At 58.1% G+C, this 23,622-nt stretch carries 26 protein-coding genes; 19 read left to right on the top strand and 7 right to left on the bottom strand.

Annotated elements, in window-relative coordinates; genetic code table 11:
• The first annotated feature begins 20 nt into the window (after positions 1-20).
• From B9Z33_RS14320 to B9Z33_RS14310, 3 genes are read left to right on the top strand one after another with little or no spacing between them, the layout of a single operon-like run.
• Positions 21-758 (top strand): cytochrome b/b6 domain-containing protein, encoded by a 738-nt coding sequence (locus tag B9Z33_RS14320; RefSeq protein WP_233252844.1) that lies wholly within the window; start codon positions 21-23, stop codon positions 756-758.
• A 32-nt stretch (positions 759-790) separates the two neighbouring features.
• Complete coding sequence (locus B9Z33_RS14315; RefSeq protein WP_108287911.1) at positions 791-1,489, top strand: response regulator; 699 nt, start codon at positions 791-793, stop codon at positions 1,487-1,489.
• Entirely contained in the window at positions 1,486-2,820 is a 1,335-nt protein-coding gene (locus tag B9Z33_RS14310; protein ID WP_108287667.1) for an ATP-binding protein, read from the top strand. Before B9Z33_RS14315 ends, B9Z33_RS14310 begins: the two co-directional genes overlap by 4 nt.
• A 38-nt stretch (positions 2,821-2,858) precedes the next feature.
• Here B9Z33_RS14310 and B9Z33_RS14305 read toward each other — a convergent pair whose 3' ends face one another.
• A complete protein-coding gene (locus B9Z33_RS14305) occupies positions 2,859-5,396 on the bottom strand; it encodes a cation-translocating P-type ATPase (RefSeq protein ID WP_233252843.1) in 2,538 nt (845 codons plus the stop codon).
• A 168-nt stretch (positions 5,397-5,564) separates the two neighbouring features.
• On the opposite strand from B9Z33_RS14305, the gene B9Z33_RS14300 reads away from it, so the two are divergent.
• Positions 5,565-6,176 (top strand): hypothetical protein, encoded by a 612-nt coding sequence (locus tag B9Z33_RS14300; protein ID WP_108287665.1) that lies wholly within the window; start codon positions 5,565-5,567, stop codon positions 6,174-6,176.
• A gap of 109 nt (positions 6,177-6,285) precedes the next feature.
• The gene (locus tag B9Z33_RS14295) at positions 6,286-6,741 is read left to right on the top strand and encodes a MaoC family dehydratase (RefSeq protein ID WP_108287664.1); all 456 of its coding nucleotides are present in this window, start codon (positions 6,286-6,288) and stop codon (positions 6,739-6,741) included.
• On the opposite strand, the gene trmL is transcribed toward B9Z33_RS14295, so the two are convergent.
• The gene (trmL, locus tag B9Z33_RS14290) at positions 6,732-7,229 is read right to left on the bottom strand and encodes a tRNA (uridine(34)/cytosine(34)/5-carboxymethylaminomethyluridine(34)-2'-O)-methyltransferase TrmL (RefSeq protein ID WP_108287663.1); all 498 of its coding nucleotides are present in this window, start codon (positions 7,227-7,229) and stop codon (positions 6,732-6,734) included. The two genes, B9Z33_RS14295 and trmL, sit on opposite strands and share 10 nt — an antisense overlap.
• A 52-nt stretch (positions 7,230-7,281) precedes the next feature.
• Complete coding sequence (locus tag B9Z33_RS15835; RefSeq protein ID WP_369916754.1) at positions 7,282-7,686, bottom strand: ComF family protein; 405 nt, start codon at positions 7,684-7,686, stop codon at positions 7,282-7,284.
• A 432-nt stretch (positions 7,687-8,118) separates the two neighbouring features.
• Here B9Z33_RS15835 and B9Z33_RS14280 point away from each other — a divergent pair, with 432 nt between their 5' ends.
• From B9Z33_RS14280 to B9Z33_RS14250, 8 genes are all read left to right on the top strand, one after another.
• The gene (locus B9Z33_RS14280; protein WP_108287661.1) at positions 8,119-9,033 is read left to right on the top strand and encodes a biotin synthase; all 915 of its coding nucleotides are present in this window, start codon (positions 8,119-8,121) and stop codon (positions 9,031-9,033) included.
• Between the two features lie 95 nt (positions 9,034-9,128).
• Positions 9,129-9,605, top strand: coding sequence for a DUF2244 domain-containing protein (locus tag B9Z33_RS14275; RefSeq protein ID WP_108287660.1), 477 nt, complete (start codon positions 9,129-9,131; stop codon positions 9,603-9,605).
• 78 nt (positions 9,606-9,683) lie between these two features.
• Positions 9,684-10,856, top strand: coding sequence for a cytochrome c oxidase subunit II (gene coxB, locus B9Z33_RS14270; RefSeq protein WP_108287659.1), 1,173 nt, complete (start codon positions 9,684-9,686; stop codon positions 10,854-10,856).
• A 32-nt stretch (positions 10,857-10,888) separates the two neighbouring features.
• On the top strand, positions 10,889-12,505 hold the full coding sequence (ctaD, locus tag B9Z33_RS14265) for a cytochrome c oxidase subunit I (RefSeq protein WP_108287658.1): 1,617 nt from the start codon (positions 10,889-10,891) through the stop codon (positions 12,503-12,505).
• A 6-nt stretch (positions 12,506-12,511) separates the two neighbouring features.
• Positions 12,512-12,628 (top strand): cytochrome oxidase small assembly protein, encoded by a 117-nt coding sequence (locus B9Z33_RS15755; protein ID WP_233252842.1) that lies wholly within the window; start codon positions 12,512-12,514, stop codon positions 12,626-12,628.
• Positions 12,629-12,638: 10 nt separating this feature from the next.
• Entirely contained in the window at positions 12,639-13,265 is a 627-nt protein-coding gene (locus tag B9Z33_RS14260) for a cytochrome c oxidase assembly protein (protein WP_108287657.1), read from the top strand.
• Positions 13,262-13,489: a DUF2970 domain-containing protein gene (locus B9Z33_RS14255; RefSeq protein ID WP_108287656.1), complete on the top strand. Its 228-nt coding sequence runs from the start codon at positions 13,262-13,264 to the stop codon at positions 13,487-13,489. Before B9Z33_RS14260 ends, B9Z33_RS14255 begins: the two co-directional genes overlap by 4 nt.
• Positions 13,490-13,532: 43 nt before the next feature.
• A complete protein-coding gene (locus tag B9Z33_RS14250) occupies positions 13,533-14,414 on the top strand; it encodes a cytochrome c oxidase subunit 3 (RefSeq protein ID WP_108287655.1) in 882 nt (293 codons plus the stop codon).
• Positions 14,415-14,482: 68 nt separating this feature from the next.
• Here the strand turns inward: B9Z33_RS14250 and B9Z33_RS14245 are convergent, their stop codons facing one another.
• Complete coding sequence (locus tag B9Z33_RS14245) at positions 14,483-14,710, bottom strand: twin transmembrane helix small protein (protein WP_108287654.1); 228 nt, start codon at positions 14,708-14,710, stop codon at positions 14,483-14,485.
• A 14-nt stretch (positions 14,711-14,724) separates the two neighbouring features.
• On the opposite strand from B9Z33_RS14245, the gene B9Z33_RS14240 reads away from it, so the two are divergent.
• From B9Z33_RS14240 to B9Z33_RS14220, 5 genes are read left to right on the top strand one after another with little or no spacing between them, the layout of a single operon-like run.
• Positions 14,725-15,468: an SURF1 family protein gene (locus B9Z33_RS14240; protein ID WP_108287653.1), complete on the top strand. Its 744-nt coding sequence runs from the start codon at positions 14,725-14,727 to the stop codon at positions 15,466-15,468.
• Entirely contained in the window at positions 15,419-16,132 is a 714-nt protein-coding gene (locus B9Z33_RS14235) for a hypothetical protein (RefSeq protein ID WP_108287652.1), read from the top strand. Before B9Z33_RS14240 ends, B9Z33_RS14235 begins: the two co-directional genes overlap by 50 nt.
• Before the next feature lie 3 nt (positions 16,133-16,135).
• The gene (locus B9Z33_RS14230; RefSeq protein WP_108287651.1) at positions 16,136-17,299 is read left to right on the top strand and encodes a heme A synthase; all 1,164 of its coding nucleotides are present in this window, start codon (positions 16,136-16,138) and stop codon (positions 17,297-17,299) included.
• Positions 17,296-18,186: a heme o synthase gene (gene cyoE, locus B9Z33_RS14225; RefSeq protein ID WP_108287650.1), complete on the top strand. Its 891-nt coding sequence runs from the start codon at positions 17,296-17,298 to the stop codon at positions 18,184-18,186. Before B9Z33_RS14230 ends, cyoE begins: the two co-directional genes overlap by 4 nt.
• Before the next feature lie 6 nt (positions 18,187-18,192).
• Positions 18,193-18,786: an SCO family protein gene (locus B9Z33_RS14220; RefSeq protein WP_108287649.1), complete on the top strand. Its 594-nt coding sequence runs from the start codon at positions 18,193-18,195 to the stop codon at positions 18,784-18,786.
• Between the two features lie 32 nt (positions 18,787-18,818).
• Here B9Z33_RS14220 and B9Z33_RS14215 read toward each other — a convergent pair whose 3' ends face one another.
• The 3 genes from B9Z33_RS14215 to ftsY form a co-directional block, all read right to left on the bottom strand.
• On the bottom strand, positions 18,819-19,838 hold the full coding sequence (locus tag B9Z33_RS14215; protein ID WP_108287648.1) for a tripartite tricarboxylate transporter substrate binding protein: 1,020 nt from the start codon (positions 19,836-19,838) through the stop codon (positions 18,819-18,821).
• A 139-nt stretch (positions 19,839-19,977) separates the two neighbouring features.
• On the bottom strand, positions 19,978-20,910 hold the full coding sequence (rpoH, locus tag B9Z33_RS14210; RefSeq protein ID WP_108287647.1) for an RNA polymerase sigma factor RpoH: 933 nt from the start codon (positions 20,908-20,910) through the stop codon (positions 19,978-19,980).
• A 143-nt stretch (positions 20,911-21,053) separates the two neighbouring features.
• Positions 21,054-22,130, bottom strand: coding sequence for a signal recognition particle-docking protein FtsY (gene ftsY, locus B9Z33_RS14205; RefSeq protein WP_108287910.1), 1,077 nt, complete (start codon positions 22,128-22,130; stop codon positions 21,054-21,056).
• Between the two features lie 28 nt (positions 22,131-22,158).
• On the opposite strand from ftsY, the gene B9Z33_RS14200 reads away from it, so the two are divergent.
• Entirely contained in the window at positions 22,159-23,610 is a 1,452-nt protein-coding gene (locus B9Z33_RS14200; protein WP_108287646.1) for a pitrilysin family protein, read from the top strand.
• The last annotated feature ends 12 nt before the right edge of the window (positions 23,611-23,622 follow it).

Raw genomic sequence — 23,622 nt, 5'->3', positions numbered from 1 at the left:
TGTGTACAAGGAGTCCCTCAATGACGTCGAACATTTCTTCAGTTGCCGATGCGCGCCATGGCGTGCCCACACCCACTCGCTGCACCGTGGATGCTTTCACTCGGACCTTGCATGCCTTGCTGGCTTTGAGCTTTGTGGGGGCCTACGTCACAGCTGAAAGTGAAATTTTCAGATGGGTGCACGTGAGCTTGGGTTATACCTTGGGCGGCTTGCTGTTGGCTCGTGTGGTCTGGGGCGTGCTGGGGCCCCGTCATGCACGTTTGTCAGCCTTGTGGGGCAAGCTGCGCGGTTTGGGCAATTGGTTTCAGGGACTGCGAGCAGGCCAGGCATCCTGGAGCCAAGCTCAGAATCTGTACATGGCGGTGTCGGTGGCACTGCTCTTGTTGGCCATCGCACCCTTGGTGGTGTCGGGCTATGTGACCTACCAAGAGTGGACGGGTGACTGGATGGAAGAAGTGCATGAGTTTTTCGGTAATTTCATGCTGATGGCCGTGTTGGCTCACATTGGCGGTGTGCTGGCGCTCAGTTTGTTGCGCCGTCGCAATCTGGCCACGCCCATGCTCACGGGGCGCGTGCCTGGCGTTGGGCCGGATTTGGTCAAGCGCAACCATGCGGTGTTGGCGGCTGTGTTGCTGACGGCGGTGCTGTCATTTTGGGTGTGGCAATGGCAGTCGGGTCCACCATTGCAGACGAGCGGCGGTCCGGATGGATCGCACTCGGTATCAGGCAAGGCACAATCTGAAGAAGACGATGATTGATGTTTTTCTGAATGGAAAGTCAGGTACTGCACATGCGCGTTTTATTGGCCGAAGATGATCAATTGCTGGGGTCTGGCCTCCGGGCGGGTTTGCAGCAACAAGGTTTTCAAGTCGACTGGGTTCGAGATGGTGTGGCGGCTCAGCGTGAATTGTTGACCGGTGTTTATCAGGCTTGTGTGCTTGATTTGGGTTTGCCCAGGCAGGATGGCATGCAATGTCTGGCCACGGTCCGACAACAAAAAATCACGACACCTGTGTTGATCCTGACCGCTCGCGATGGTGTGCCCGATCGGATTGCCGGGCTGGATGCCGGAGCAGATGACTACTTGGTCAAACCGGTGGATTTGCTGGAATTGGCTGCACGTTTGCGTGCTTTGGTGCGCAGGGCCCATGGGGTTGTCGAACCCATGATGGAGGTGGGTGCTTTGCGCATGGACCCCGCATCGCGACAAGTCTGGCTGAGCGATCGCTTGGTTGAGTTGTCACTGCGTGAATATGAGGTTTTACAAATTTTCATGCTCCATGCAGGGCGGGTTTTGACCCGCACACAGATTGAACAGCAGCTGTATCAGTGGGGCACCGAGGTCAGCAGCAACACGGTGGAGGTTCACATTTACAACCTGCGCAAAAAGCTCCGCTCGGACGTGATCGAAACTTTGCGCGGTGTGGGCTACATGATGCCGCAACAGGTCAAGCCGGATGCTGTGACAGCTCACAAGGGCACGGCATGAAATCCTGGTCACAGTCATCATTGCAATGGCGTTTGACATTCAGCCTGTTGCTGGCAACGGGCCTGGTTTGGGCGCTGGTGCTGGTGATGACCTGGCTCAATACGGCGCATGAACTCAGTGAGCTGCTGGACGCCCACCTGGCCCAAACTGCCGCCGTGTTGGCTGTTCAAACAGACGATGAGCACGATGACGACTTCACGACCGCTGCGGTATTGCACAAATACCAGCCCCGCGTGGCGTTCCAGATCTGGCACGACAAGACTTTGTTGGCGCGTTCAGCCGGAGCCCCGATGGTGCCTTTTGCACCCTTGGGCGCAAGCGGTATTTCCGATCAATGGCAGGGCCAAAAATACTGGCGCGTCTTTGCAACACCCGGACGTGAAGACGGTGTTTGGGTGGTGGTGGCTGAGTTGCATTCGGCGCGTGATGATATTTTGATGGCCGGATTGAAGTCTGCCATCGTGCCAATGCTGCTGGCCTTGCCTGTTTTGGCCTTTTTGATTTGGGGCGTGATCTTCAGGTCGCTGGTGCCGTTGCGCCAGTTGAGCCAATCGGTGTCTCAACGGCATGCCGATGCCCGCCAGCCCCTGAACGAGCAAGTTTCGATGGAGGTCAAACCTTTGGTTCAGGCGCTTAACCGCTTGTTTGAAAAGATGGCCTTGCAAATGGAAGGGGAGCGTCGCTTCACAGCCGATGCCGCCCATGAACTGCGAACGCCGATTGCCGCCATCCGCATGCAGGCGCAAGTGGCGCGTGGCACCCAGGAGGACGGTGAGCGGAACAGCGCTCTGGATGCCGTGTTGCAAGGCTGTGATCGCGCCACACGCTTGGTGGCCCAGTTGCTGCAGTTGACCAGACTGGAGGCCGATGAAGCCGTTGTGGGCGTGGGCCCTTGCGATGCTGTGGCTGAAACCCGTGCGACTTTGGCGGATTTGGGGCCACAGGCTTTGGCCAGACGTCAGCACCTGAGTTTGAATGCGCCAGACAGTTTGCAACTCGCCATGCCACCTGGTTTGGTGGGTGTGCTGGTGGGCAATTTGGTGGACAACGCCCAACGCTACAGCCCCGAAGGCGCGAGTATCCATGTGCAATGGCATGCCACACCGCTGCCGCAACTGGTGGTGGAGGACAGTGGTCCGGGTCTGAGCGATGCAGATTTGGCGCGTTTGGGGGATCGATTTTTCCGAGTCGCCGCAAATGGTGCAGATGGCAGTGGCTTGGGCTGGTCCATCGTGCGGCGCTTGGCGCAGCGTTACCGGTTGCGGGTTCTGGTTGAGCGCAGTTCAGAACTTGGGGGCTTGCGCGTGGTGGTGACCTGGCCTGAGCTCTGAGGCCATGTGGAACCAGATGGCGATGTGGCGGTTTCTGATCAGCGTTGGTATTTCGATTTTTGCGACCACGCCGCGACCACCCATTGCAAAACCGAGACGCTGATCAAACTGAGCAGGCCTGAGCCCAGGGCGATGACTGTTGGCCAAAGAGTGATCGGTTCAAACTTCAAGGGCGTGGCCAGCCAGGGCCAGTGGATGGCCAAGGCCAGAAATGCCATGGCCAATCCGATCACGGCATAGGCCGTACGGTTGGGGGTGCGCAAACTGCGCCAAAATTTCCCGCCACCAGCCCGGTTGACCAAGATGAGCGCTGCATTGCCTGCGATCAAGGTGATGAAGACCATGGCGCGGATTTGTTCTTCACTCAGGAGGGCGTTGGCCCCGGAGTCATTTCTCGTCTGGGCCCAAAAGAATGTCAGTGCCACACTGGCCAACACGCACAAGCCCTGCCCCATGGCCAAAGCGATGGCATGAACTCCAAACAAGGGGGCATGGGTGTCACGTGGTGGTTTTTGCATCACATCCGCATCGGCAGGCTCATTCTCGAATGCGACCGAGCATGCAGGGTCAATCACCAACTCCAGCAAGGCCACATGCAATGGCAACACCAATGGCGGCCAGCCCATCATCATGGGCAAGAGCGCAATGCCCGCAATGGGAATGTGGATGGCGAAGATGTAATGCATCGACTTTTGCAGATTGCCAAAAATGCGCCTGCCGACCTTGATGCCTCGCACGATCGACGCGAAGTTGTCGTCGACCAGGATCAAGTCTGCCGCTTCGCGCGCGACATCGGTGCCCCGTGCGCCCATGGCCACGCCCACATGGGCGGCTTTCAAGGCGGGTGCATCGTTCACGCCGTCACCGGTCATGGCGACCACTTCGCCATTGGCTTGCAGTGCATGCACAATCCGCAATTTTTGGTGCGGTGCGATGCGTGCGCAGACAGTCACACGGGGCAGGGCTTCGCGCAATTGCACATCGCTCAGTTGATCCAGTGCATCGCCTGTCAGCGTTTCGCCATCTGGCAAACCGGCTTGGGATGCGATCACACGCGCTGTGGTCGGGTAGTCCCCAGTGATCATGATCACCCGAATGCCTGCCGATTGGCATTCGGCCACGGCTTGGGGGATTTCCGTACGCAGCGGGTCGGTCAAGCCCATCAGGCCCAGCCACTGAAAGTCAAAAGCATGCGCGGTGTCTGGCCAGTTGTCGCCTACAAAGCGGCTTTGTGCCACGGCCAAAACACGCAAGCCTTGCGCCGCCATGTCGTCTGCTGCGCGGCCCCAGGTTTGGCGTTGTGCCTGTGTCAGGTGGCACAGGTCCATCACCGCTTCGGGGGCACCTTTGGCTGAGACGGTGCGTGCAGGTCCGGCATCCATTTGCCAGACATGCGACATGGCTTTCAAGGCAGTGCTGAGTGCGTAGGTTTGCACCAGTGCCCAGTCGCTGTGCAGGTGACCGGTGTCGCTCAAATGCTGTTGGCCCATGGCGTGGAATGCCGCTTCCATGGGGTCAAATGGTTCAGGCGCACTGGCCAAAATGGCGTGCTCGACCAATGCATAAAAAGCTTCAGACAGTCCACCTGCCGCTGCATTCCAGGTCGCGACTTCGGCTTGCTCGGCGGCGTTGTGGTTGAGATCGCGGTATTTCGGAGCGGCCAGCGCCGTCACGGTCATGCGGTTTTCCGTCAAGGTGCCGGTTTTGTCGGTGCACAGCACACTGGTGGCTCCCAGCGTCTCAATCGCATTGATGTGCCGGGTGAGCACACCTTCGTGCGCGAGACGGTGCGCACCCATGGCCGGAAAAATCGTGAGCACCACCGCGTATTCTTCGGGCAGTATGGCCATCGCCAGGGCAATGCCAGACAGCAGCGCAGGCAACCATTGTCCTGTTCGAATGCCCAAAGTGATCACCATGGCCACACACAAAATGCCGACGATGCCGGCCAGCACTTTCACCAGCCGTGCGGTTTGCTTTTGCAGGGGGGTGGCATCTGCGTGCAGTTGGGCGAGTGACAAGCCGATTCGCCCAATCTGACTCTGGCTGCCGGTGGCCGTGACTTCGGCCAAGCCTTGGCCCCTTACCACAAAGGTGCCTGCGCTGACTCTGCCATCGGCTGAGACGTTGGCATTGTCTGGTGGCGCTTTGTTGACCGGCACCGATTCCCCGGTCAGCAAGGATTCGTCGATTTGCAGGTGGTCGACACGGATGAGGCGGCCATCTGCAGCGACCCGATCTCCCTCGGACAACATCAGCCAATCCCCGACCACCACATCGCGTGCAGGCACTTTGATGACTTGGCCTGAGCGCACCACTTGGGCGTAGGCCTGGGTGAGGTCGCGCAAGGCCTGGATCGATTTTTCTGACTTGCCCTCTTGGTAAAACGTGAGTGCCAACACGGCCAGCACAAAAACGGACAACGTCAGCCCCTCTGTCAAATCACCCAAGAAGATGTAAAGCAAGGCCGCCGTACACAGCAAGGCAAACATGGGCTGGCGCAGCATGTCGGTGCCACGTCGCCAAACGGATCTGGGGGGCGTCTGCGCAATCTCGTTGGGCCCGTTTTCTGTCAAGCGTCTTGATGCTTCGGCTGTCGTTAGACCGTCAAGAGTGTTAAGGTGATTTGCAGGCATAAGAGCACGGACTGTGCCGTGTTGGGGTCTGTGTTGGCTTGATGCAGGTCAAGCCCCCTGAAATGGAACGCCTCGAGCGTGGGCTCATTTTTTTGTTGAAGGACGATCATGAACACCCAAATCAATGAATTTCTGGAGCGCATCCGCCAATTGGAGGCCGGCATTGAACAGGAAATTCAGCTGCGAAGGCAACAGCTGCAAGTGGACTTTGACGAGCACAAAGTCAAGTTTGAAAAGGAAGTACTGGCTCAGCAGCGACGCTTCAAAGAAGGACTGCTGCGCTATGTGCTGACAGCCGATTGGCGACATGTGCTGAGCGTCCCTTTCATTTACCCGGTGCTCTTGCCCCTGGTCTTGTTGGATTTCTTTGTCACCCTGTACCAGTGGGTTTGCTTTCCCTTGTATCGGATTGCGCGTGTCAAGCGCTCAGACTATTTTGTATATGACCGCACACATCTGGCGTATTTGAATGTGCTTGAAAAAATCAACTGCGCTTATTGTTCCTATGCCAATGGCCTGATTGCTTATTGCCGTGAAGTGGTGGGTTTGACCGAACAATATTGGTGCCCCATCAAGCACGCACGCCGAGTGATGCAGGCGCACCCGCATTACCACGGGTTTGCAGACTATGGCGATGCCGAAAATTACCAGGCCGAACTGGCGCGTTTGCGTGCAGAACTTGTGCGCATGCGTTCGGACGGTGCGGAATCAAACCTTTGACTTCAGCGCGGTGGTTGGCAAAAGCAGGGGTTGAGGGTCCTGGTCCCTTGGCATGGCGGTGTCACGCTATCGACACCTCGGATGGCGGAAGGTGACTAAAGTCATCAGCATGAAAAAATTTGAAACACTGGCCGATCTGGCCGCCTGCGTGGGCCAACATGTTGCCACCACAGAGTGGGTGGACATCACTCAGCAGCAAGTCAATCAGTTTGCAGAGGCCACGGGTGACCACCAGTGGATCCACGTGGATGTCGAGCGGGCTCAGCAGGGACCTTTTGGCGCACCCATTGCCCACGGCTTTTTGACGTTGTCGTTGTTGTCGCAATTTTTTGACAAGACCATCGTGGTGTCTTCCGCGCGCATGGGCGTCAATTACGGGCTCAACAAAGTGCGTTTCATGGCGCCGGTGCCTGTGGGCAGCCGCTTGCGGGCGCATTTGCATTTGCACTCTGCCACGCCCATTGAGGGCAACGGCTTGCAATTGCAGTGGAACGTCACGCTGGAGCGTGAGGGCAGCGACAAACCCGTTTGCGCTGCCGAGTCGCTGGTGCGCCTTTACGCCTGAGCGTCGGTGTTGGCTGCCAAGCTGGCACCCCCAAAACCGTTTTGACGCCATGCCTCGAACACGGTGACCGCCACTGCGTTCGACAGGTTCAGGCTGCGCTGACCCTCGCGCATGGGCAGCTTGATGCGTTGCTCAGGTGCAAATTGCTCGCGCAACTCAGGTGCCAGACCTCTGGTTTCAGAACCAAACACAAGCCAGTCGCCTGGTTCGAAGGCCACACCGTGCGCAGCGCGGCTGCCCCGGGTGGTCAGGGCAAACATGCGGTGGATCGCAGGCTGTTCGTTGGTCAGGAAAGTGGCCCAATCGGTATGGCGGCGCAATTGCGCGTACTCGTGGTAATCCAGACCCGCCCGGCGCATGTGTTTGTCGTCCATTGAAAAACCCAAGGGTTCAATCAAATGGAGTGTGCAGCCGGTGTTGGCGGCCAAACGGATGATGTTGCCCGTGTTGGGGGGGATTTCGGGTTCGACCAGGACAATGTGAAACATGGCGGGTATTGTGCCTTGGCGACGGCCCCGCCTCGATGGCGCATCGTGTGGGTCAGCCTTCTAGATCGGCCTCTGTGCGTGCCAGGACAAGGGCGCAAATGTGGGCTGCACCGGCCTGGCGCAAAGCTTGGGCGGCGGTGTGGAGTGAAGCCCCGCTGGTCATCACATCGTCAACCAGGACCAGCCGACGGCCTTTGATTTCATGTGCGCGCAAGGGATCGACGGCGAAGGCACCTGCCAAATTGGAGAGCCGTTCAGCCCTTGGCAGGGTGCGTTGAGCCAAGGTGTGGCGTGTGCGCAAAAGCAGGTTGGCATCGGTTTTGTGCGGACTGAGCTGACGGGCCAACAACAAAGCCTGGTTGTAGCCTCGCTCGGAAAGGCGTTGTGCCGACAAAGGGATCGGTAGCACCCAGTCGGCTGCATCCAACGCGTCTTCTGCGCCGGTGGCGCTCACCATCAGGGTTGCCAGTGGACCTGCCCAGCCTGCCCTTTGGTGAAATTTGAAATCGGCGATCAGTTGGTTCCAGGGCCAGACGTAGGCCGTTGCCGTCAGGCATTGGTCCAGTGGCGGGGATTCGGTCAGGCATGCCCCGCATCTTTGTGCTGGGCTGGCCAAGGGCAGGGCACAAGTGCAGCATCGGTGCAGCGGAGGGGCAAAACGGCTGATGCAGGTGTCGCACAGGGGGGCTTGCGGCCAACTGCGGCAGATGGCGCAACGGCTGGGCAGCCAACCCCAAGCCCTGTCGGGATGGTGTACCGCAGGTGTTGAGCCTATCCCCCTGAACCATTTGGGCCACATGGAATCAATATACTGCCGCCATGGCTTGATCACAAGCGCGGCGCCTGCGCGCTACTTGGGCGCAGGCTTTTCTCTTTTTCTCCTTTGACCATGTCTGCACCCGAACGTCCACCTTCCCTTGACCCTGTTGCTGCAGCCCGCTGGGCGGCACATCCTGCGGGGATGGCTTCACCCTGGCTGCATGAAGAGGTCGCCTCCCGCATGCTGGATCGGTTGGACTTCATCAAACAGCAGCCCCATCAATGGGTCCATTGGGAGCCTTTGCGCGGCGGCTTGCAGGCCCATGAGGCTTTGCGACAGCGTTATCCGAAGGCGCAGGTGTGGCTCAGCAGTGATCAACCCCAGCAGGCTTTGCGGGCGAAATCCTTGGTGCAAGCACGGTGGTGGCAAGTTGCACGGTGGATGGAGCCCCGCATTCGGGTCGGTTCACCACCCGAGGGGCAAGCACAGATGCTGTGGGCCAATATGCTGCTGCACACGTCTGCCCACCCCCAGCATTTGCTGAAAACCTGGCACCAGGCGTTGGCCGTGGACGGTTTTTTGATGTTTTCCTGTTTGGGCCCGGACACTTTGCGCGAGTTGCGCAGTGCCTACGCCCAGCGGGGGTGGCCTGAGCCCGCGCATGAGTTCACTGACATGCACGATTGGGGGGACATGCTGATGGAGGCCGGTTTTGCCGAGCCCGTCATGGACATGGAGCGCATCACCCTGACTTATGAAACGCCAGAACGCATGCTGGCTGAATTGCGTGAGTTGGGTCGAAATCTGCATGTTCAGCGTTTTGCCGGTTGGCGAGGTCGCCGTTGGCGCGCACAACTGCTGGAGCTTTTGATGACTTTGGCGCGTCCCGAAGAGGGCGGGCGACTGTCCTTGAGTTTTGAAATCGTGTATGGCCATGCCCTGAAACCCCAGCCGCGAGCCCGGCTCAGTGCGCACACGGAAATCGGGCTGGATCAAATGCGACAAATGTTGCGCACCCCCGCCGGGATATCCGACAAACTTTGAGTTAAATCAAAACCCCTTCGTAACTCGGGTAAAATCCGGCCGAATTTAGCCAGAATGCGTGCCCTAGGGCATGTTAGGTTATTGAAAGTTGACGCGTGTCAAATCCCACTTACCAGTTCGCACAAGAGTCTGGCCCGGCCATTCATTGGCGGCTCAGGCGCAATTGCTCGGTAACGCCTGCCCAATTGGGTTGGCTTTACCTTTCTTTGTGCGCGGTGTCTTTGGGCATCGGCTTGTTCTTTTGGTTGCAAGGGGCCACTTTGGTGCTCGCCTTTGCAGGATTGGAAATTACGCTGGTGGGGGTGGCCTTTTTGGCCTATGCCCGGCATGCGGCCGATGGCGAGTGGATTTCATTGCAAGGCGCGAGTCTTGTCGTGGAATGTGAATCTGCCGGGCGGCGTGAGCGAGCGGAGTTTGCGCGTCAATGGGTGAGGGTCGAGCCAAAGTCGGGTGACCACAGTCTGATCGAGTTGTCAGGCCAAGGTCGTTCGATTGAGGTGGGGCGTTTTGTGCGTCCCGAGTTGCGCCAAGTGCTGGCGCGAGAAATCAGAAGGGCGTTGCGCACTGCGTGATGCTGGTTGGCAAGATTGGCCTTGGCTGGTCTTGTCCATGGTGTGAGTTCAACAGAGACTTGGAAGTTAGTGAGAACCATGAAGAATATTTCCAACCAATTGGCTTCGCTGCTGTCGCGTGCGGGCATTTTTGTCGGCGCTTGGCTGGCCACCGCCGCCCATGCGGTCAAAGACTTGCCGGGTGGCCCGGCGGTCAACCAGCTCAACTTTGCCCCTCCGGCAACCAAGATTGCCGAAGAGCAGCATTGGCTGCACTGGTTCATGTTGATCATTTGCACCGTGATTTTCATCGCCGTTTTTGCGGTGATGTTCTATTCCATCTGGAAGCACCGCAAGTCGGTCGGGCACAAGCCGGCGACTTTCACCGAATCGATCACGGTTGAAGTGATCTGGACGGCAGTGCCTTTCCTGATCGTGATCCTGATGGCTTTGCCAGCGACCAAGGTGTTGGTTGCTCAGAAGGACACCACCAACGCCGACTTGACCATCAAGGCCACGGGTTACCAGTGGAAATGGGGTTACGACTACATCAAGGGCGAGGGCGAGGGCCTGAGCTACATCTCCACGCTCGACTCTACGCAGCGCGCCATGTCCGATGCAGGCAAGCCTGAAGGTGACAACTACTTGCTCAAGGTGGACTATCCATTGGTGGTTCCTGTTGGCCAAAAAGTGCGCGTGATCACCACGGCCAACGACGTTATCCATGCGTTTGCTGTTCCTGCTTTTGGTATCAAGCAAGATGCCATCCCTGGTTTCGTGCGTGACACTTGGTTCCGCGCTGAAAAAACAGGCGACTTTTACGGCCAATGCCAAGAGTTGTGCGGCAAAGAGCACGCCTACATGCCCATCCACGTGAAAGTGTTGTCTGCTGAAGACTACGCCGCTTGGGTTGTGGCTGAGAAGAAAAAGCAATCTGCCAAAGCCGACGATCCAAGCAAAGTCTGGGCATTGGACGATTTGTCCAAGCGTGGCGAAAAAGTCTATGCGGCCAACTGTGCTGCTTGCCACCAGGCCAACGGCAAGGGCGCTGGCCCGATCAAGCCTCTCGACGGTTCGGCTGTTGTCCTGGATGCCGACAAGTCCAAGCAAGTGGCTGTGTTGCTGAATGGTCAGAACAACGGTGCCATGCCCGCCTGGAAGCAGTTGTCTGATACCGAGATCGCCGCCGTGATCACGTACACCAAGAACAACTGGTCCAACAAGACCGGCCAAATCGTGCAACCGGCTGAAGTTCTGGCCGCTCGCAAGTAAGCCGTACCGTATTCAAATCAAAGGAAATCAAGATGAGTGCCGTTCTAGACCATCACGATCACGCCCATGACGATCACGGTCACGCGCCTGCTGGCTGGCGTCGTTGGGTGTATGCCACCAACCACAAAGACATTGGTACCTTGTACCTGTTGTTCAGCTTCACCATGCTCATGATCGGTGGCATTTTGGCGCTGGGTATCCGCGCCGAGCTGTTCCAGCCTGGTCTGCAGGTGGTCAACCCCGAGTTGTTCAACCAGTTCACCACCATGCACGGCATCATCATGGTGTTCGGTGCGATCATGCCCGCCTTCGTGGGCTTCGCGAACTGGATGCTGCCTTTGCAAATTGGCGCTTCCGACATGGCCTTTGCCCGCATGAACAACTTCAGCTTCTGGCTGATGATTCCTGCCGCATTGATGCTGGTGGGTTCGTTCTTCATGCCTGGCGGCGCACCCGCTGCTGGCTGGACACTGTATGCACCTCTGACCCTGCAAATGGGTCCTTCAATGGACGCTGGTATTTTTGCCATGCACATCCTGGGTGCTTCGTCCATCATGGGCTCGATCAACATCATCGTGACCATCCTGAACATGCGCGCTCCTGGCATGACCTTGATGAAGATGCCCATGTTTGCATGGACCTGGTTGATCACCGCGTACTTGCTGATCGCCGTGATGCCTGTTTTGGCTGGCGCGATCACCATGACTTTGACCGACCGTCACTTTGGCACCAGCTTCTTCAACCCCGCTGGTGGTGGTGATCCGGTCATGTACCAGCACATCTTCTGGTTCTTCGGTCACCCCGAGGTGTACATCATGATCTTGCCGGCCTTCGGCATCATCAGCCAGATCGTGCCTGCTTTTGCACGCAAGAAACTGTTCGGCTATGCCTCCATGGTCTACGCCACATCGTCCATCGCTATTTTGTCGTTCATCGTGTGGGCGCACCACATGTTCACGACCGGCATGCCTGTGACCGGCCAGCTGTTCTTCATGTATGCGACCATGCTGATCGCTGTGCCGACCGCTGTGAAGATCTTCAACTGGATCGCCACCATGTGGCGTGGCTCCATGACGTTTGAAACCCCCATGCTGTTTGCTGTGGGCTTCATCTTTGTGTTCACCATGGGTGGTTTTACCGGTCTGATCCTGGCCATGGCTCCCATCGACATCCAATTGCAAGACACGTACTACGTGGTGGCCCACTTCCACTATGTGTTGGTGGCTGGCTCCTTGTTCGCCTTGTTTGCAGGCTTCTACTACTGGGTGCCCAAATGGACCGGTGTGATGTATCACGAGACACGCGGCAAGATCCACTTCTGGTGGTCGCTGATTTCCTTCAACGTGACATTTTTCCCGATGCACTTCCTGGGTCTGGCTGGCATGCCACGTCGTTATGCCGACTACCCCATGCAGTTCACAGACTTCAACATGGTCGCATCGGTGGGCGCTTTCTTCTTCGGTTTTGCTCAGCTTTACTTCTTCCTGTTCGTGGTCGTGCCTACCATGCGCGGTCAGGGCGAGAAAGCACCTCAAAAACCTTGGGAAGCGGCTGAAGGCCTGGAGTGGGAAGTGCCATCCCCCGCGCCGTTCCACACCTTTGAAAACCCACCCAAGCTGGACGCAACTGCGACCCGCGTGATTGGTTGAACCAGGATGGCCTTGACACCTGAACAAAAGAAAAGCAACGTGCGCCTTGGCCTGATCCTGGCCTCGGTGGCACTGGCTGTATTGGCGGGTTTTGTGGCCAAGCTGGTTTTGCTGAGCCGTTGAGAGATCAAGCATGAATTTGCGTGGTGAAAACCTGAAGATGGTGGGCAAGCTGGCGGTTGTGACCGCGGGCATGTTCTGCTTTGGGTACGCGCTGATTCCGATCTACAAGCACATCTGTGAAATGACGGGCATCAACATCCTGTCCATTTCAGAGCGCATGGTTCCGGGCAATGGCAAAGTTGGCGACCAAGCGCGCCTTCCTGCCAACACCCAGGTGGACACCACACGCACGATCACCGTCGAATTCGACGCAAACGTCCGTGGTCCATGGGAGTTCAAACCCGAAAAGAGCTCCATTCAGGTTCATCCTGGTGAATTGAGTACGGTCATGTACGAATTCCAGAATGTGCAAAACCGTCGGATGTCGGCACAAGCCATTCCCAGCTATGCACCGCGCCAAGCCGCCAGCCATTTCAACAAGCTCGAGTGTTTCTGTTTCAACCAGTACACCCTGGAGCCCGGTGAGAAAAAAGTTTGGCCCGTCGCCTTTGTGATCGATCCCAAGTTGTCCAAAGACGTGACCACCATCACTTTGTCCTACACCTTCTTTGAAGTGGGCGGCAAAACGCCAACAGCACCAGTGGCTGCAGTGGTTCAACCGGTCCCTGCCCCTCTGAAAAGTGGAGTGGGTTCATGAGTAAAAAACCTGTCATGGATGCGCCGAAAGCTTCATGGTTGCGCACCATCCAGGCCGTGCTTTGGTCATTTGTCGGTCTTCGCAAGAATTCCGAATACCAGCAAGACATTGAAAAGCTCAACCCGTTCCACATCATTGGTGTGGCCATCGGCGCGGCATTGTTGTTTGTTCTGGGGCTGATCGCCCTGGTCAATTGGGTTGTTGTTCAGCCAACTGGGCTGTAACCCGCAAGATTAGATTTCGAAAGAAGAGAGAGCAGGAGTCACCATGAGTTCAGCAGCACACGGCACAACGCCTTATTACTACGTGCCACATGAGTCGCGTCATCCCGTGATGGCCGCCATTGGTTTGTTTTTTGTCATTCTGGGCGCAGGTCAATGGATCAATGGTGCCGAGTGGGGCATGTATTCGCTCTATTTCGGCCTGGTCTGGTGGCTCACCGTTTTGTACCAGTGGTTCAAAGAGGCGATTGCTGAAAGTGAAGGCGGCATGTACGGTCGCAAAATCGACTTGTCTTACCGCTGGAGCATGACCTGGTTCATCTTCTCCGAAGTGATGTTCTTCGGAGCATTCTTCACTGCTTTGTGGTGGGCTCGCTCGCACTCTGTGCCAGCTTTGGGCAGCCTCGAAAACGCTTTGCTCTGGCCAGACTTCAAAGCCGCTTGGCCCAGCTTGGTCGCAGGTGCGACCACATCGCCTGCCGGCATCATTGAGCCCTTCCAGACCATGGGCCCCTTCTGGTTGCCCACCATCAACACGGCTTTGTTGTTGACTTCGGGTGTGACTTTGACGGTTGCACACCATGCTTTGCAGCACGGTGACCGCAGCAAGACCATCAAGTTCATGTGGATGACCGTGCTGTTGGGTGTGACGTTCCTGTTTGTTCAGGGTTACGAATACGCGCACGCATGGACTGAGATGAATCTGAAGTTGTCTTCGGGCATCTATGGTTCGACTTTCTACATGTTGACCGGCTTCCATGGCTTCCACGTCTTGGTTGGCATGTTGATGTTGTTGTTCATCACGTTGCGTTTGCAAAAAGGCCACTTCACCAAAGAGCGTCACTTTGGCTTCGAAGGCGCAGCTTGGTACTGGCACTTTGTGGACGTGGTGTGGTTGGGCTTGTACATCTTGGTTTACTGGATGTAATGCGCACAGCCTGCAACAAAAAAGCGCCCGAGGGCGCTTTTTTGTTGGTGCATTGAGATGTCCGTTTTTCAGGCGCCGGGCGGGATGCCTGTGGGTTGAATCCAGCCCATCTTCCAGGAAATCAGGACACAAACAAAGAGCACAATTGACAAGCCCACTCGCAAGGCCAATGCGGTCGCCATGTTGCCCTTGGGTGGCGGTGCCCCATCTTCGCGAGGGGCTCGCATCATGTACATCAAGGCCGAAGCCAGACTTGCCAGGATGGCGATAAAAGCAATTGCAACCAGAATTTTCATAACCGGCATTATCAATGAGTCAGCAAACCCCTGCTTGGCAACGCATCCTGGTCCTGGTGGCCGCCCTTTTGGGCGTGGCTGTCACCGTGTCGTTGGGCCTGTGGCAATTGGGGCGTGGGGCCGAAAAAATGGCTTTGCAGCAGGCCAAAGACCAGCAGTCGGCATTGGCCCCTCTGGATGGGCGGACACTGGGCGGCTCGGCTGATTCCGTGGCCAATCGACAGGGCTTGATTTACCGGAAGGTGGTCATGAAAGGCCATTGGCAGGCAGAACATACGGTTTATCTGGAAAACCGCCAGATGCACGGGCGGCCTGGATTTTTCGTCATGACGCCGTTCAAGGTCGCCGAAACCGGAACGCTTGTCTTGGTCCAGAGGGGCTGGGCGCCCCGTTCGTTCACAGACCGTGCTGCTTTGCCAGAGATCGAAACACCTGGCGGCGAGGTGCAAGTGGTCGGCCATTTGGCCCCATGGCCTTCACGGCTGTATGACTTTGGCGGTGTTGAAGAGGGGCCGATACGGCAAAATCTCGACCTGGCGTTGTTCAGGCAACAAACGGGCTTGCCCTTGCTGGAGGTCAGTGTGCTTCAACAAGGTCCTGCATTGGAAGGTTTGTTGCGTGATTGGCCCGTGGTGGCCAGTGGTGTTGAAAAGCACCACGGATACGCTTTTCAATGGTTCGGGCTGAGTGCCTTGATCGCTTTACTTTATGTCTGGTTTCAAATTGTCCAACCCCGTCGAAAAAAACGAACTGCCTGACGGCCCGCTCAGCATGACCGTTCACTCCATCCCGCAGCCCGGAGAAGTGGCGCAGGCGGATGGGCAACGTACACGCTTGGGCCGCTGGAAGATGGTGGCCTTGATGTTGGTGTGTGCCGCACCGGTCATTGCGTCGTATTTCACGTATTACGTGCTGCGGCCTGAGGCCCGTCGCAATTACGGTGAATTGATTTCGCCCCAGAAAGATTTGCCGCAAGCAGAGGCGAAGAACCTGAAAGGCGAATCGGTGCCCTTGTCCGGCCTGAAAGGCCAGTGGTTGCTGGTCACGGTGGCGCCGGGCGCGTGTGACGATCGTTGTCAGAAGAATCTGTATTTCCAGCGCCAATTGCGTGAAATCATGGGCAAAGAAAAAGACCGGCTTGACCGTGTCTGGCTGGTGAGCGATGACGCGGCTATCCCTGAAACTTTGTTGCCCGCTTTGAATCAAGCCCATGTGCTGCGCATCGCGCCTGCTGTGTTGCAGGCGTGGCTCAGCCCAGCGCCGGGCCATGCACTGCAAGACCATTTGTATGTGATTGACCCGATGGGCAATTGGATGATGCGATTCCCCGCGAACATGGATGTGGCCAGTGCGTCCAAGGCCAAGAAAGATCTGGAGCGCTTGCTGCGTGCCTCTGCATCTTGGGACCAAGCAGGACGCTGAGCCATGACCGACGCCGACTTGTACAACCTGCAGCCTGTCTTTCACCTCATGGGGGTGGGCTTGGCTGTGGCGGCCTTGCCGCTGGCTTGGCTGGCTTGGCGGCAGCGCCATGCTGCGCCATCGCGCCGCCTGCAGGCCTTGACCGTGCTGACCTTGTTCCTCACTTTTGATTTAGTGCTGTTTGGTGCTTTCACGCGCTTGACCGATTCAGGTCTGGGCTGCCCGGATTGGCCAGGTTGCTACGGCAGCGCCAGCCCTGTGGGGGCCCAAGCGCACATCACGGCGGCACAGACGGCCATGCCCACGGGCCCCGTGACGCACAGCAAAGCCTGGGTCGAAATGATTCACCGCTATTTGGCGACGGGTGTCGGGGTGTTGATTCTGACTTTGGCTGCCATGACTTGGTGGCAGCGACTTCGGCAAGCGACTTCGGCCGTCAGTCCTTGGTGGCCTACGCTGACGCTGGTTTGGGTGTGTTTGCAGGGCGCGTTTGGCGCACTGACTGTCACCATGAAGCTTTTTCCCGTCATCGTGACGTTGCATCTGATGTTCGGAATGGGCTTGTTGGCCTTGCTCATGGTGCAGGCTGTGCGTTATGACGGTTGGCAATCCCGGACTGTGCCGCCCCTTTTGCGCAAGGGCTTGTGGCTGGCTTTTGGATTGCTGTGGGTGCAAATTGCCTTGGGCGGATGGGTCAGCACCAACTATGCCGTGCTGGCATGCCCGGACTTTCCGACTTGCCACGGTCAGTGGGTGCCCGAAATGAACATGCAAGGTTTCGCGCTGTGGCGCGAACTGGGTCTCGCCGCAGACGGTCAAATCTTGCCATTCGCTGCGTTGTCGGCACTTCACTTTGTGCACCGCAGTGCCGCTTGGGTGGTGTTGGCGGTGTTGGTGGCAGTGGGTTGGCGTTTGCGCCGAGTGCCGGGCATGCAGCGCGCAGGCCAGTGCTTGTTGGCTTTGTCGGCATTGCAATTGCTCACGGGCGTGAGCAATGTGGTGTTCGAATGGCCACTGATCGCGGCGGTGCTGCACACCGGTGGGGCTGCGGCCATGGTCGTTTCATTGACCTGGGCGCTGAGCATCAGCCGGTCGGCTATTTTTGTTGCTTCTGATGCGCCGCCCAAGGCGGGGCATCCTTCTTTTGATTCAAGGCCTGCTGCATGACTGCTGCGACTGCTTCTCTTTCGACTTGGCGTCAGTATTACGCGCTGACCAAACCCCGTGTGGTGCAACTGATCGTGTTTTGCGCACTGATTGGCATGGTGCTGGCTGTCCCCGGTGCACCTGGCACGCAAGAGTTGGTGTTGGGGCTCTGGGCTTGCGCAGGCATCTGGCTGGTGGCAGGTGCTGCCGCTGCTTTCAACTGCCTCGTCGAGAAAACGATCGACTCCAAAATGAAACGCACCGCCTGGCGTCCGACGGCCAAGGGTGAGCTGAGTGACCGCCAGGCCTTGTTGTTTTCGGGGCTGTTGTGTGCCGTGGGCTCGGTCGTGCTTTATGTCATGGTCAACCCCTTGACCATGTGGCTGACGTTTGCCACCTTTGTGGGCTACGCCATCATCTACACCGTGATCCTGAAACCACTCACGCCGCAGAACATTGTGATCGGTGGGGCCAGCGGGGCCATGCCACCGGTGTTGGGGTGGGCCGCGATGACGGGTGATGTGGGCCCCGAAGCCTTGATTTTGTTTCTGATCATTTTCTTGTGGACGCCTCCGCACTTCTGGGCCTTGGCCTTGTACCGCGTGGAGGACTACCGCAAATCAGGTCTGCCCATGTTGCCCGTGACACATGGCAACGAATTCACGCGTTTGCAGATTTTGCTTTACACCGTGGTCTTGATGGCCGCTTGCTTGATGCCATTTGTGTACGGCATGAGTTCATGGCTTTACCTGGGTGTGGCGGTGGTGTTGAGCATCGGTTTCATGGCCTATGCCATCGCGCTCTACCGCGCCTATTCGGACGAGCTGGCCCGCAAGACTTTCCGTTTTTCACTGATTCACCTGAGCGCCCTGTTTGCCGCGTTGCTGGTGGACCACTACCTTTTTTGAATCACCATGAACAAACGTCAATGGTTGGGTGTGCTGAGTCTGTCGGTTTTGTTGGGTTTGACTGGTTGCGGAAAAGACAAACCGGCCTTCAAGGGCGTGGACATCACGGGCGCTGACTATGCCCAAGGCTGGGAACTGACCGATCACAATGGCCAGGTGCGGACCCTGAAAGACTTTGCGGGCAAAGCGGTGGTGGTGTTTTTTGGCTACACGCAATGTCCGGATGTGTGCCCGACCGCTTTGCAAGAAATGGTCGAAGCCAAGCAGCTGTTGGGCGCAGACGCCGACAAGCTGCAGGGTGTTTTCATCACGGTGGACCCGGAGCGCGATACGCCGGAATTGCTCAAGGCCTACATGGCCAACTTCGGGCCCGATTTTGTGGCGTTGCACCCCACGCCTGAACAATTGCCCAAAGTCACCAAGGACTTCAAGATTTATTACAAAAAGGTGGAAGGCAAAACGCCCACCAGCTACACCATGGATCATTCGGCGGGCAGCTTTACCTTTGACCCGCAAGGCAGGGTGCGCTTGTACAACCGCCATGGCAGCGGCGCTGCGGCGCTGGCCGACGATGTCAGGATGTTGCTCAAAGGGCAGTGAAAAGCCACTGCCCCGTCGCAGCCATCGGTCTTTCAGTTCACCTCGATTTTCTGACTGCGGATGATGCTTCCCAAGGCCTGGGTATCTGCCTGGATGCGGTTGCGCAGGCCTTCGGGTGAGGAACCCACCACCTGCCAGCCTTGCTGAGACAAGCGTTCGCGCATGTCAGCTGAGCGCACGATGTCACTGACCACGGCCGAGAGCTTGTTGGCTACGGCGGTTGGCATGGACGCTGGTGCGGCCACCGCGTTCCAGATTTCCAATTGGTAGTTTTTCACGCCGATTTCGGACAGGCTGGCGACTTCGGGGGCCACAGGGCTGCGACCGGTGCTGGTGGTGCCGATGGCGCGCAACTTGCCGCCACGCACTTGGGCCGCCGTCATGGCGGGTGGCAGCAAGGCCAATTGGACCTGACCACCGATCATGGCGGTGATGATTTGTGGGTTGCCAGGGTAGGGCACATGCACGGGGGCGATGCCTGCCTTGGTTTTCAACAGCTCCATGCCCAAATGCGCCACAGTGCCCACGCCGGGTGAGGCATAGCTGAGCTTGTCACCCGCTTTTTGGGCTTGGCTGAGCCATTCGGCGGCCGTTTGTCCCGGTGCATTGGCCGGCACAGTCAGTACCAAGGGGGCTTTGCCAACCAGACTGATCGGGGCGAGGTCTTTCAAGGGGTCATACGGTACCTTGGGGTTCAGGATGCGGGCAATCGTCATGTTGCCGTTGATCATCAGGCCCAGGGTATGGCCGTCGGTTGACTTGGCCACAAAGTCAGCGGCAATGTTGCCACCGGCACCCACTTTGTTTTCCACAATCACGTTTTGGCCCAAGGCCTTGCCCAGAGGCTCGGCCAAGGCGCGTGCGGTCAGATCAGGGCTGGAGCCTGCCGGAAAACCCACCACCAAGCGCACCGTCTGTGTGGGCCAATTGGCAGATGCGGTAGATGTGGCTGATCCAGCAGACCAAGCCGAGGCCATGCCCAAGGCCAAAGTGGCGCAGGCCACTTGGCGTGTCCAGCGGTGAGAAAAAAGCACCAGCGAGCGGATGTTCATGGTCAATTCCTTCCAATTCAAAAACAGGGGCCACTTTAGCGCAGCAGGCCCCGTTTCTTTGCCCCTCTGCGCTTCGACGCACTCAAAAAAATACCCGGTCAAGACCGGGTATCCAGAGGCGCTTAAGGGCTGGTGCCATTCAGGCGAATTCGACCAGCGCCTTTTTCATCTTTTTCATGGCGGCGACCTCGATCTGGCGGATGCGCTCGGCGCTCACGCCGTACTCGTCGGCCAAGTCGTGCAGCGTCATGCCACCCGAGCCGTTGTCGTTGACCTTGAGCCAGCGCTCTTCCACGATGCGGCGGCTGCGTTCGTCCAGCGCATTCAGCGCGGTGGCCAGTCCATCGCTCGCCATCACATCGCGCTGGTGCGCTTCGATCATGGCTGTGGGTTCGTGGTTGACATCGGCCAAATACGCGATGGGACCAAAGGCTTGTTCACCATCGTCAGAGGGCGCTGGGTCCAGCAGCACATCGCCTCCGGACATGCGCATTTCCATTTCCATGACTTCTTCGCGTTTGACGTTCAGGTTTTGGGCCATCACGTCAATTTGCTCGGGCGTCAGGGTGTCGCGGTGTGTACCGTCTTCGGCCTCGGCCTTGAACCCTTGCTTCATGGAGCGCAGGTTGAAAAACAACTTGCGCTGGGCCTTGGTTGTGGCCACCTTGACCATGCGCCAGTTTTTCAGGATGTACTCGTGAATCTCGGCCTTGATCCAGTGCAGCGCGTAGCTGACCAAACGCACGCCTTGGTCGGGGTCGAAACGCTTGACGGCCTTCATCAGACCCACGTTGCCTTCCTGGATCAGGTCACCGTGCGGCAGGCCATAGCCCAGATATTGGCGCGACACCGACACCACCAAGCGCAGGTGCGACAGCACCAGCTTGCGCGCGGCTTCGAGGTCGTCGTTGGCTTTGAGTTGACGGGCGGCTGCTTGCTCTTCCTCAAGGGTGAGCATGGGCATGCGGTTGACCGCAGAGATGTAGGCGTCGAGGTGGCCGAGCGAGGGCACCACCGCCCAAGGGTTGCTCAGCGTGATGGCTGTGGTGGGGGAACCAGTTTGAATGTTCATACCAGAACTCCTTTCAGAATACCGAGATATTAGCACTCCAAGGGGTGGAGTGCTAAGCCTGACCTTGATGGCGCGCTGACATCAGGGTTTTCCCTTATTTTGAGGCCCGCGTGCCACGATGTCTGTGCGTTGAAAGACAGGGCTCAGCTCAAGAGAGCCTGGGCAAATTCGCGGGCATTGAAGGTTTCCAAGTCTTCGAGCTTCTCGCCCACCCCAATGAAATACACCGGGATCGGCTTTTCACGGGCAATGGCACACAGTACGCCGCCTTTGGCCGTGCCGTCCAGTTTGGTGACGATCAGGCCCGTGAGGCCCAAGGTGTCGTCAAAGGCGCGCACCTGGGCCAGGGCGTTTTGTCCAGTGTTGCCGTCGATCACCAGCAGCACCTCGTGCGGGGCCGTGCCATCGGCTTTTTGCACCACGCGCTTGATTTTTTTCAGCTCTTCCATCAGGTGCGTTTGTGTGGGCAGGCGGCCTGCTGTGTCCACCAGCACCACATCGCGGCCCCGTGCGCGGCCAGCGGTCACGGCGTCAAAGCTCACGGCTGCCGGGTCGCCGCCTTGCTGGCTGACGATTTCGACCGTGTTCCGGTCGGCCCAGACGGCCAGCTGCTCTTTGGCCGCCGCGCGGAAGGTGTCGGCCGCTGCCAGCAACACGCTCAGGCCTTCGTCGGCCAGGTGCTTGGTCAGTTTGCCAATCGAGGTGGTTTTGCCCGCGCCGTTGACGCCCGCCACCATGATCACCGTCGGGTGGTGGTCACCGATGGACAGGGGCTTTTGCAGGGGCTGCAACAGGTCGGTGATGGCATCGGCCAGCAAGGTTTTCACCTGCGAGGGGTCGGTGGCCTTGGTCTCCTTGACGCGGCGTTTGAGGTCTTGCAGCAAATGCTCGGTCGCTTTGACCCCGGTATCGGCCATCAGCAAGGCGGTTACCAGCTCTTCGTACAGTTCGTCGTCGATCCGGGTGCCGGTGAAGACGGTGGTGATGCTGGAGCCGGTTTTGCGCAGGCCTGCCTTCAGGCGGTCCAGCCAACCTTGCCGGGTTGCCGGAGCGGTTGCCGCGCCGCTTGGCGGGGTTGGTGCCTGGCTGGCGATCTCGGGCTGGGCTGCAGAACTTGCAGTGGAGACTCCCGCGTCAGGCGCTTGCGCGGGCTGTGGCAAAGGCGCTGGGACGGATTGGGCCTCGGGAGCGGGGGATTTTTTTTTGAAAAAACTGAACATGGTGTGGATTTCAAGGATCATGCATTCTATGAAACCGAACTTTCTCCTGGATATTTCTCTGGCCATGGCCTTGCTCGGGGCTGCTTTAGGCGCTGGGGCGCAGGCCCCAACAGGCCTTGCAAGTCTGGCAGGCCCAACTTCGGGTGCCCCCAGCAGCTTGGCCGCTCAGGTCCACACCTTCACCTTGGCCAATGGCATGACGCTGTGGGTCAAGCCCGACCGCCGTGCCCCGACGGCTGTGCACATGGTTTGGGTGCGTGTGGGTTCGATGGACGAGGTGGATGGCACCAGCGGTGTGGCGCATGTGCTCGAACACATGCTGTTCAAGGGCACACCCAGTTTGAGCGCGGGGGAGTTTTCCCGCCGCGTAGCTGCTTTGGGTGGGCGGGAAAATGCCTTCACATCAAAGGACTACACCGGCTATTACCAACAAATTCCGTCCAATCAGCTTGAAGCCGTGATGCGCCTGGAGGCTGACCGCTTTGCCAACAATCAGTGGCCCGACGCGGAGTTTGCCAAGGAGCTGGAGGTGGTCAAGGAAGAGCGCCGGATGCGCACCGATGACAATCCCCGGGCCCAATTGCACGAGATGCTATCGGCGACGGCCTTGTCCGCTTCGCCTTACCGCCGCCCCATCGTGGGCTGGATGAGCGACCTGGACGCCATGACCGCGCAAGACGCACGCGATTTTTTCCGCAAGTGGTACGTGCCGAGCAATGCGGCGGTGGTGGTGGCAGGGGATGTTGATCCCATGCAGGTGAAGGCACTGGCTGAAAAATACTACGGCAGCATCCCCGTGCGTCCGGTCGCCGATCGCAAGCCCCAGCAAGAACCCGCGCAACAGGGGCAGCGGCGTTTTGAATTCAAAGCGCCCGCCGAGCAGTCTTATGTGGCCCTGGCCTTCAAGGTGCCTCGACTGGCCAGTCTGGAGGTCACGCCCGAGCACGACGATGCTTTGGCTCTGACGGTGTTGGCCGCTGTGCTGGACGGTTACAGCGGCGCACGCCTTGAACGCAGCCTGACCCAAGGCGACAACCGGCTGGCCGACAGCGTGGGTGCGCACAATGGGCTGATGGGCAGAGGCCCGCAGTTCTTTTATATGGACGGGGTGCCCGCCAAAGGCCAAACACCTGAAGCGCTGGAGGTGGCCTTGCGCACGCAAGTCAAACGCGTGGCGACAGATGGCGTGACCGAAGCAGAACTGCAGCGTGTCAAAACCCAGTGGGTGGCCAGTGAAATTTACAAACTCGATTCGGTGTTCAACCAGGGGCGTGAATTGGGTGTGGCCTGGACCTTGGGTCTGCCACCGGATTACGGCACGCAATTGATTGCGCGTCTGCGCCAAGTGACACCGGCACAGGTGCAGACCGTTGCTCAAAAATACTTTGGTGACGACAGCCTCACGGTCGCTGTTTTGCGACCCCAGCCTTTGTCAGGCCAGCCGCGTGCTCGTCGAGCGGTTCCCGGTGCTCGGCATTGAGTCGCCGTTATT

Origin of the sequence: Limnohabitans sp. T6-20 (genome assembly GCF_003063505.1) — a bacterium.
In the GTDB taxonomy this organism is placed as follows: domain Bacteria; phylum Pseudomonadota; class Gammaproteobacteria; order Burkholderiales; family Burkholderiaceae_C; genus Limnohabitans_A.
This window is presented reverse-complemented; position numbering and strand designations above follow the sequence as displayed.

Coding starts and splice junctions, on each gene's coding strand:
- B9Z33_RS14320 (WP_233252844.1), top strand. CDS start 21: ATGACGTCGAACATTTCTTCAGTTGCCGATGCGCGCCATGGCGTGCCC.
- B9Z33_RS14315 (WP_108287911.1), top strand. CDS start 791: ATGCGCGTTTTATTGGCCGAAGATGATCAATTGCTGGGGTCTGGCCTC.
- B9Z33_RS14310 (WP_108287667.1), top strand. CDS start 1,486: ATGAAATCCTGGTCACAGTCATCATTGCAATGGCGTTTGACATTCAGC.
- B9Z33_RS14300 (WP_108287665.1), top strand. CDS start 5,565: ATGAACACCCAAATCAATGAATTTCTGGAGCGCATCCGCCAATTGGAG.
- B9Z33_RS14295 (WP_108287664.1), top strand. CDS start 6,286: ATGAAAAAATTTGAAACACTGGCCGATCTGGCCGCCTGCGTGGGCCAA.
- trmL (WP_108287663.1), bottom strand. CDS start 7,229: ATGTTTCACATTGTCCTGGTCGAACCCGAAATCCCCCCCAACACGGGC.
- B9Z33_RS15835 (WP_369916754.1), bottom strand. CDS start 7,686: ATGGTGAGCGCCACCGGCGCAGAAGACGCGTTGGATGCAGCCGACTGG.
- B9Z33_RS14280 (WP_108287661.1), top strand. CDS start 8,119: ATGTCTGCACCCGAACGTCCACCTTCCCTTGACCCTGTTGCTGCAGCC.
- coxB (WP_108287659.1), top strand. CDS start 9,684: ATGAAGAATATTTCCAACCAATTGGCTTCGCTGCTGTCGCGTGCGGGC.
- ctaD (WP_108287658.1), top strand. CDS start 10,889: ATGAGTGCCGTTCTAGACCATCACGATCACGCCCATGACGATCACGGT.
- B9Z33_RS15755 (WP_233252842.1), top strand. CDS start 12,512: ATGGCCTTGACACCTGAACAAAAGAAAAGCAACGTGCGCCTTGGCCTG.
- B9Z33_RS14260 (WP_108287657.1), top strand. CDS start 12,639: ATGAATTTGCGTGGTGAAAACCTGAAGATGGTGGGCAAGCTGGCGGTT.
- B9Z33_RS14255 (WP_108287656.1), top strand. CDS start 13,262: ATGAGTAAAAAACCTGTCATGGATGCGCCGAAAGCTTCATGGTTGCGC.
- B9Z33_RS14250 (WP_108287655.1), top strand. CDS start 13,533: ATGAGTTCAGCAGCACACGGCACAACGCCTTATTACTACGTGCCACAT.
- B9Z33_RS14245 (WP_108287654.1), bottom strand. CDS start 14,710: ATGAAAATTCTGGTTGCAATTGCTTTTATCGCCATCCTGGCAAGTCTG.
- B9Z33_RS14240 (WP_108287653.1), top strand. CDS start 14,725: ATGAGTCAGCAAACCCCTGCTTGGCAACGCATCCTGGTCCTGGTGGCC.
- B9Z33_RS14235 (WP_108287652.1), top strand. CDS start 15,419: ATGTCTGGTTTCAAATTGTCCAACCCCGTCGAAAAAAACGAACTGCCT.
- B9Z33_RS14230 (WP_108287651.1), top strand. CDS start 16,136: ATGACCGACGCCGACTTGTACAACCTGCAGCCTGTCTTTCACCTCATG.
- cyoE (WP_108287650.1), top strand. CDS start 17,296: ATGACTGCTGCGACTGCTTCTCTTTCGACTTGGCGTCAGTATTACGCG.
- B9Z33_RS14220 (WP_108287649.1), top strand. CDS start 18,193: ATGAACAAACGTCAATGGTTGGGTGTGCTGAGTCTGTCGGTTTTGTTG.
- B9Z33_RS14215 (WP_108287648.1), bottom strand. CDS start 19,838: ATGAACATCCGCTCGCTGGTGCTTTTTTCTCACCGCTGGACACGCCAA.
- rpoH (WP_108287647.1), bottom strand. CDS start 20,910: ATGAACATTCAAACTGGTTCCCCCACCACAGCCATCACGCTGAGCAAC.
- ftsY (WP_108287910.1), bottom strand. CDS start 22,130: ATGTTCAGTTTTTTCAAAAAAAAATCCCCCGCTCCCGAGGCCCAATCC.
- B9Z33_RS14200 (WP_108287646.1), top strand. CDS start 22,159: ATGAAACCGAACTTTCTCCTGGATATTTCTCTGGCCATGGCCTTGCTC.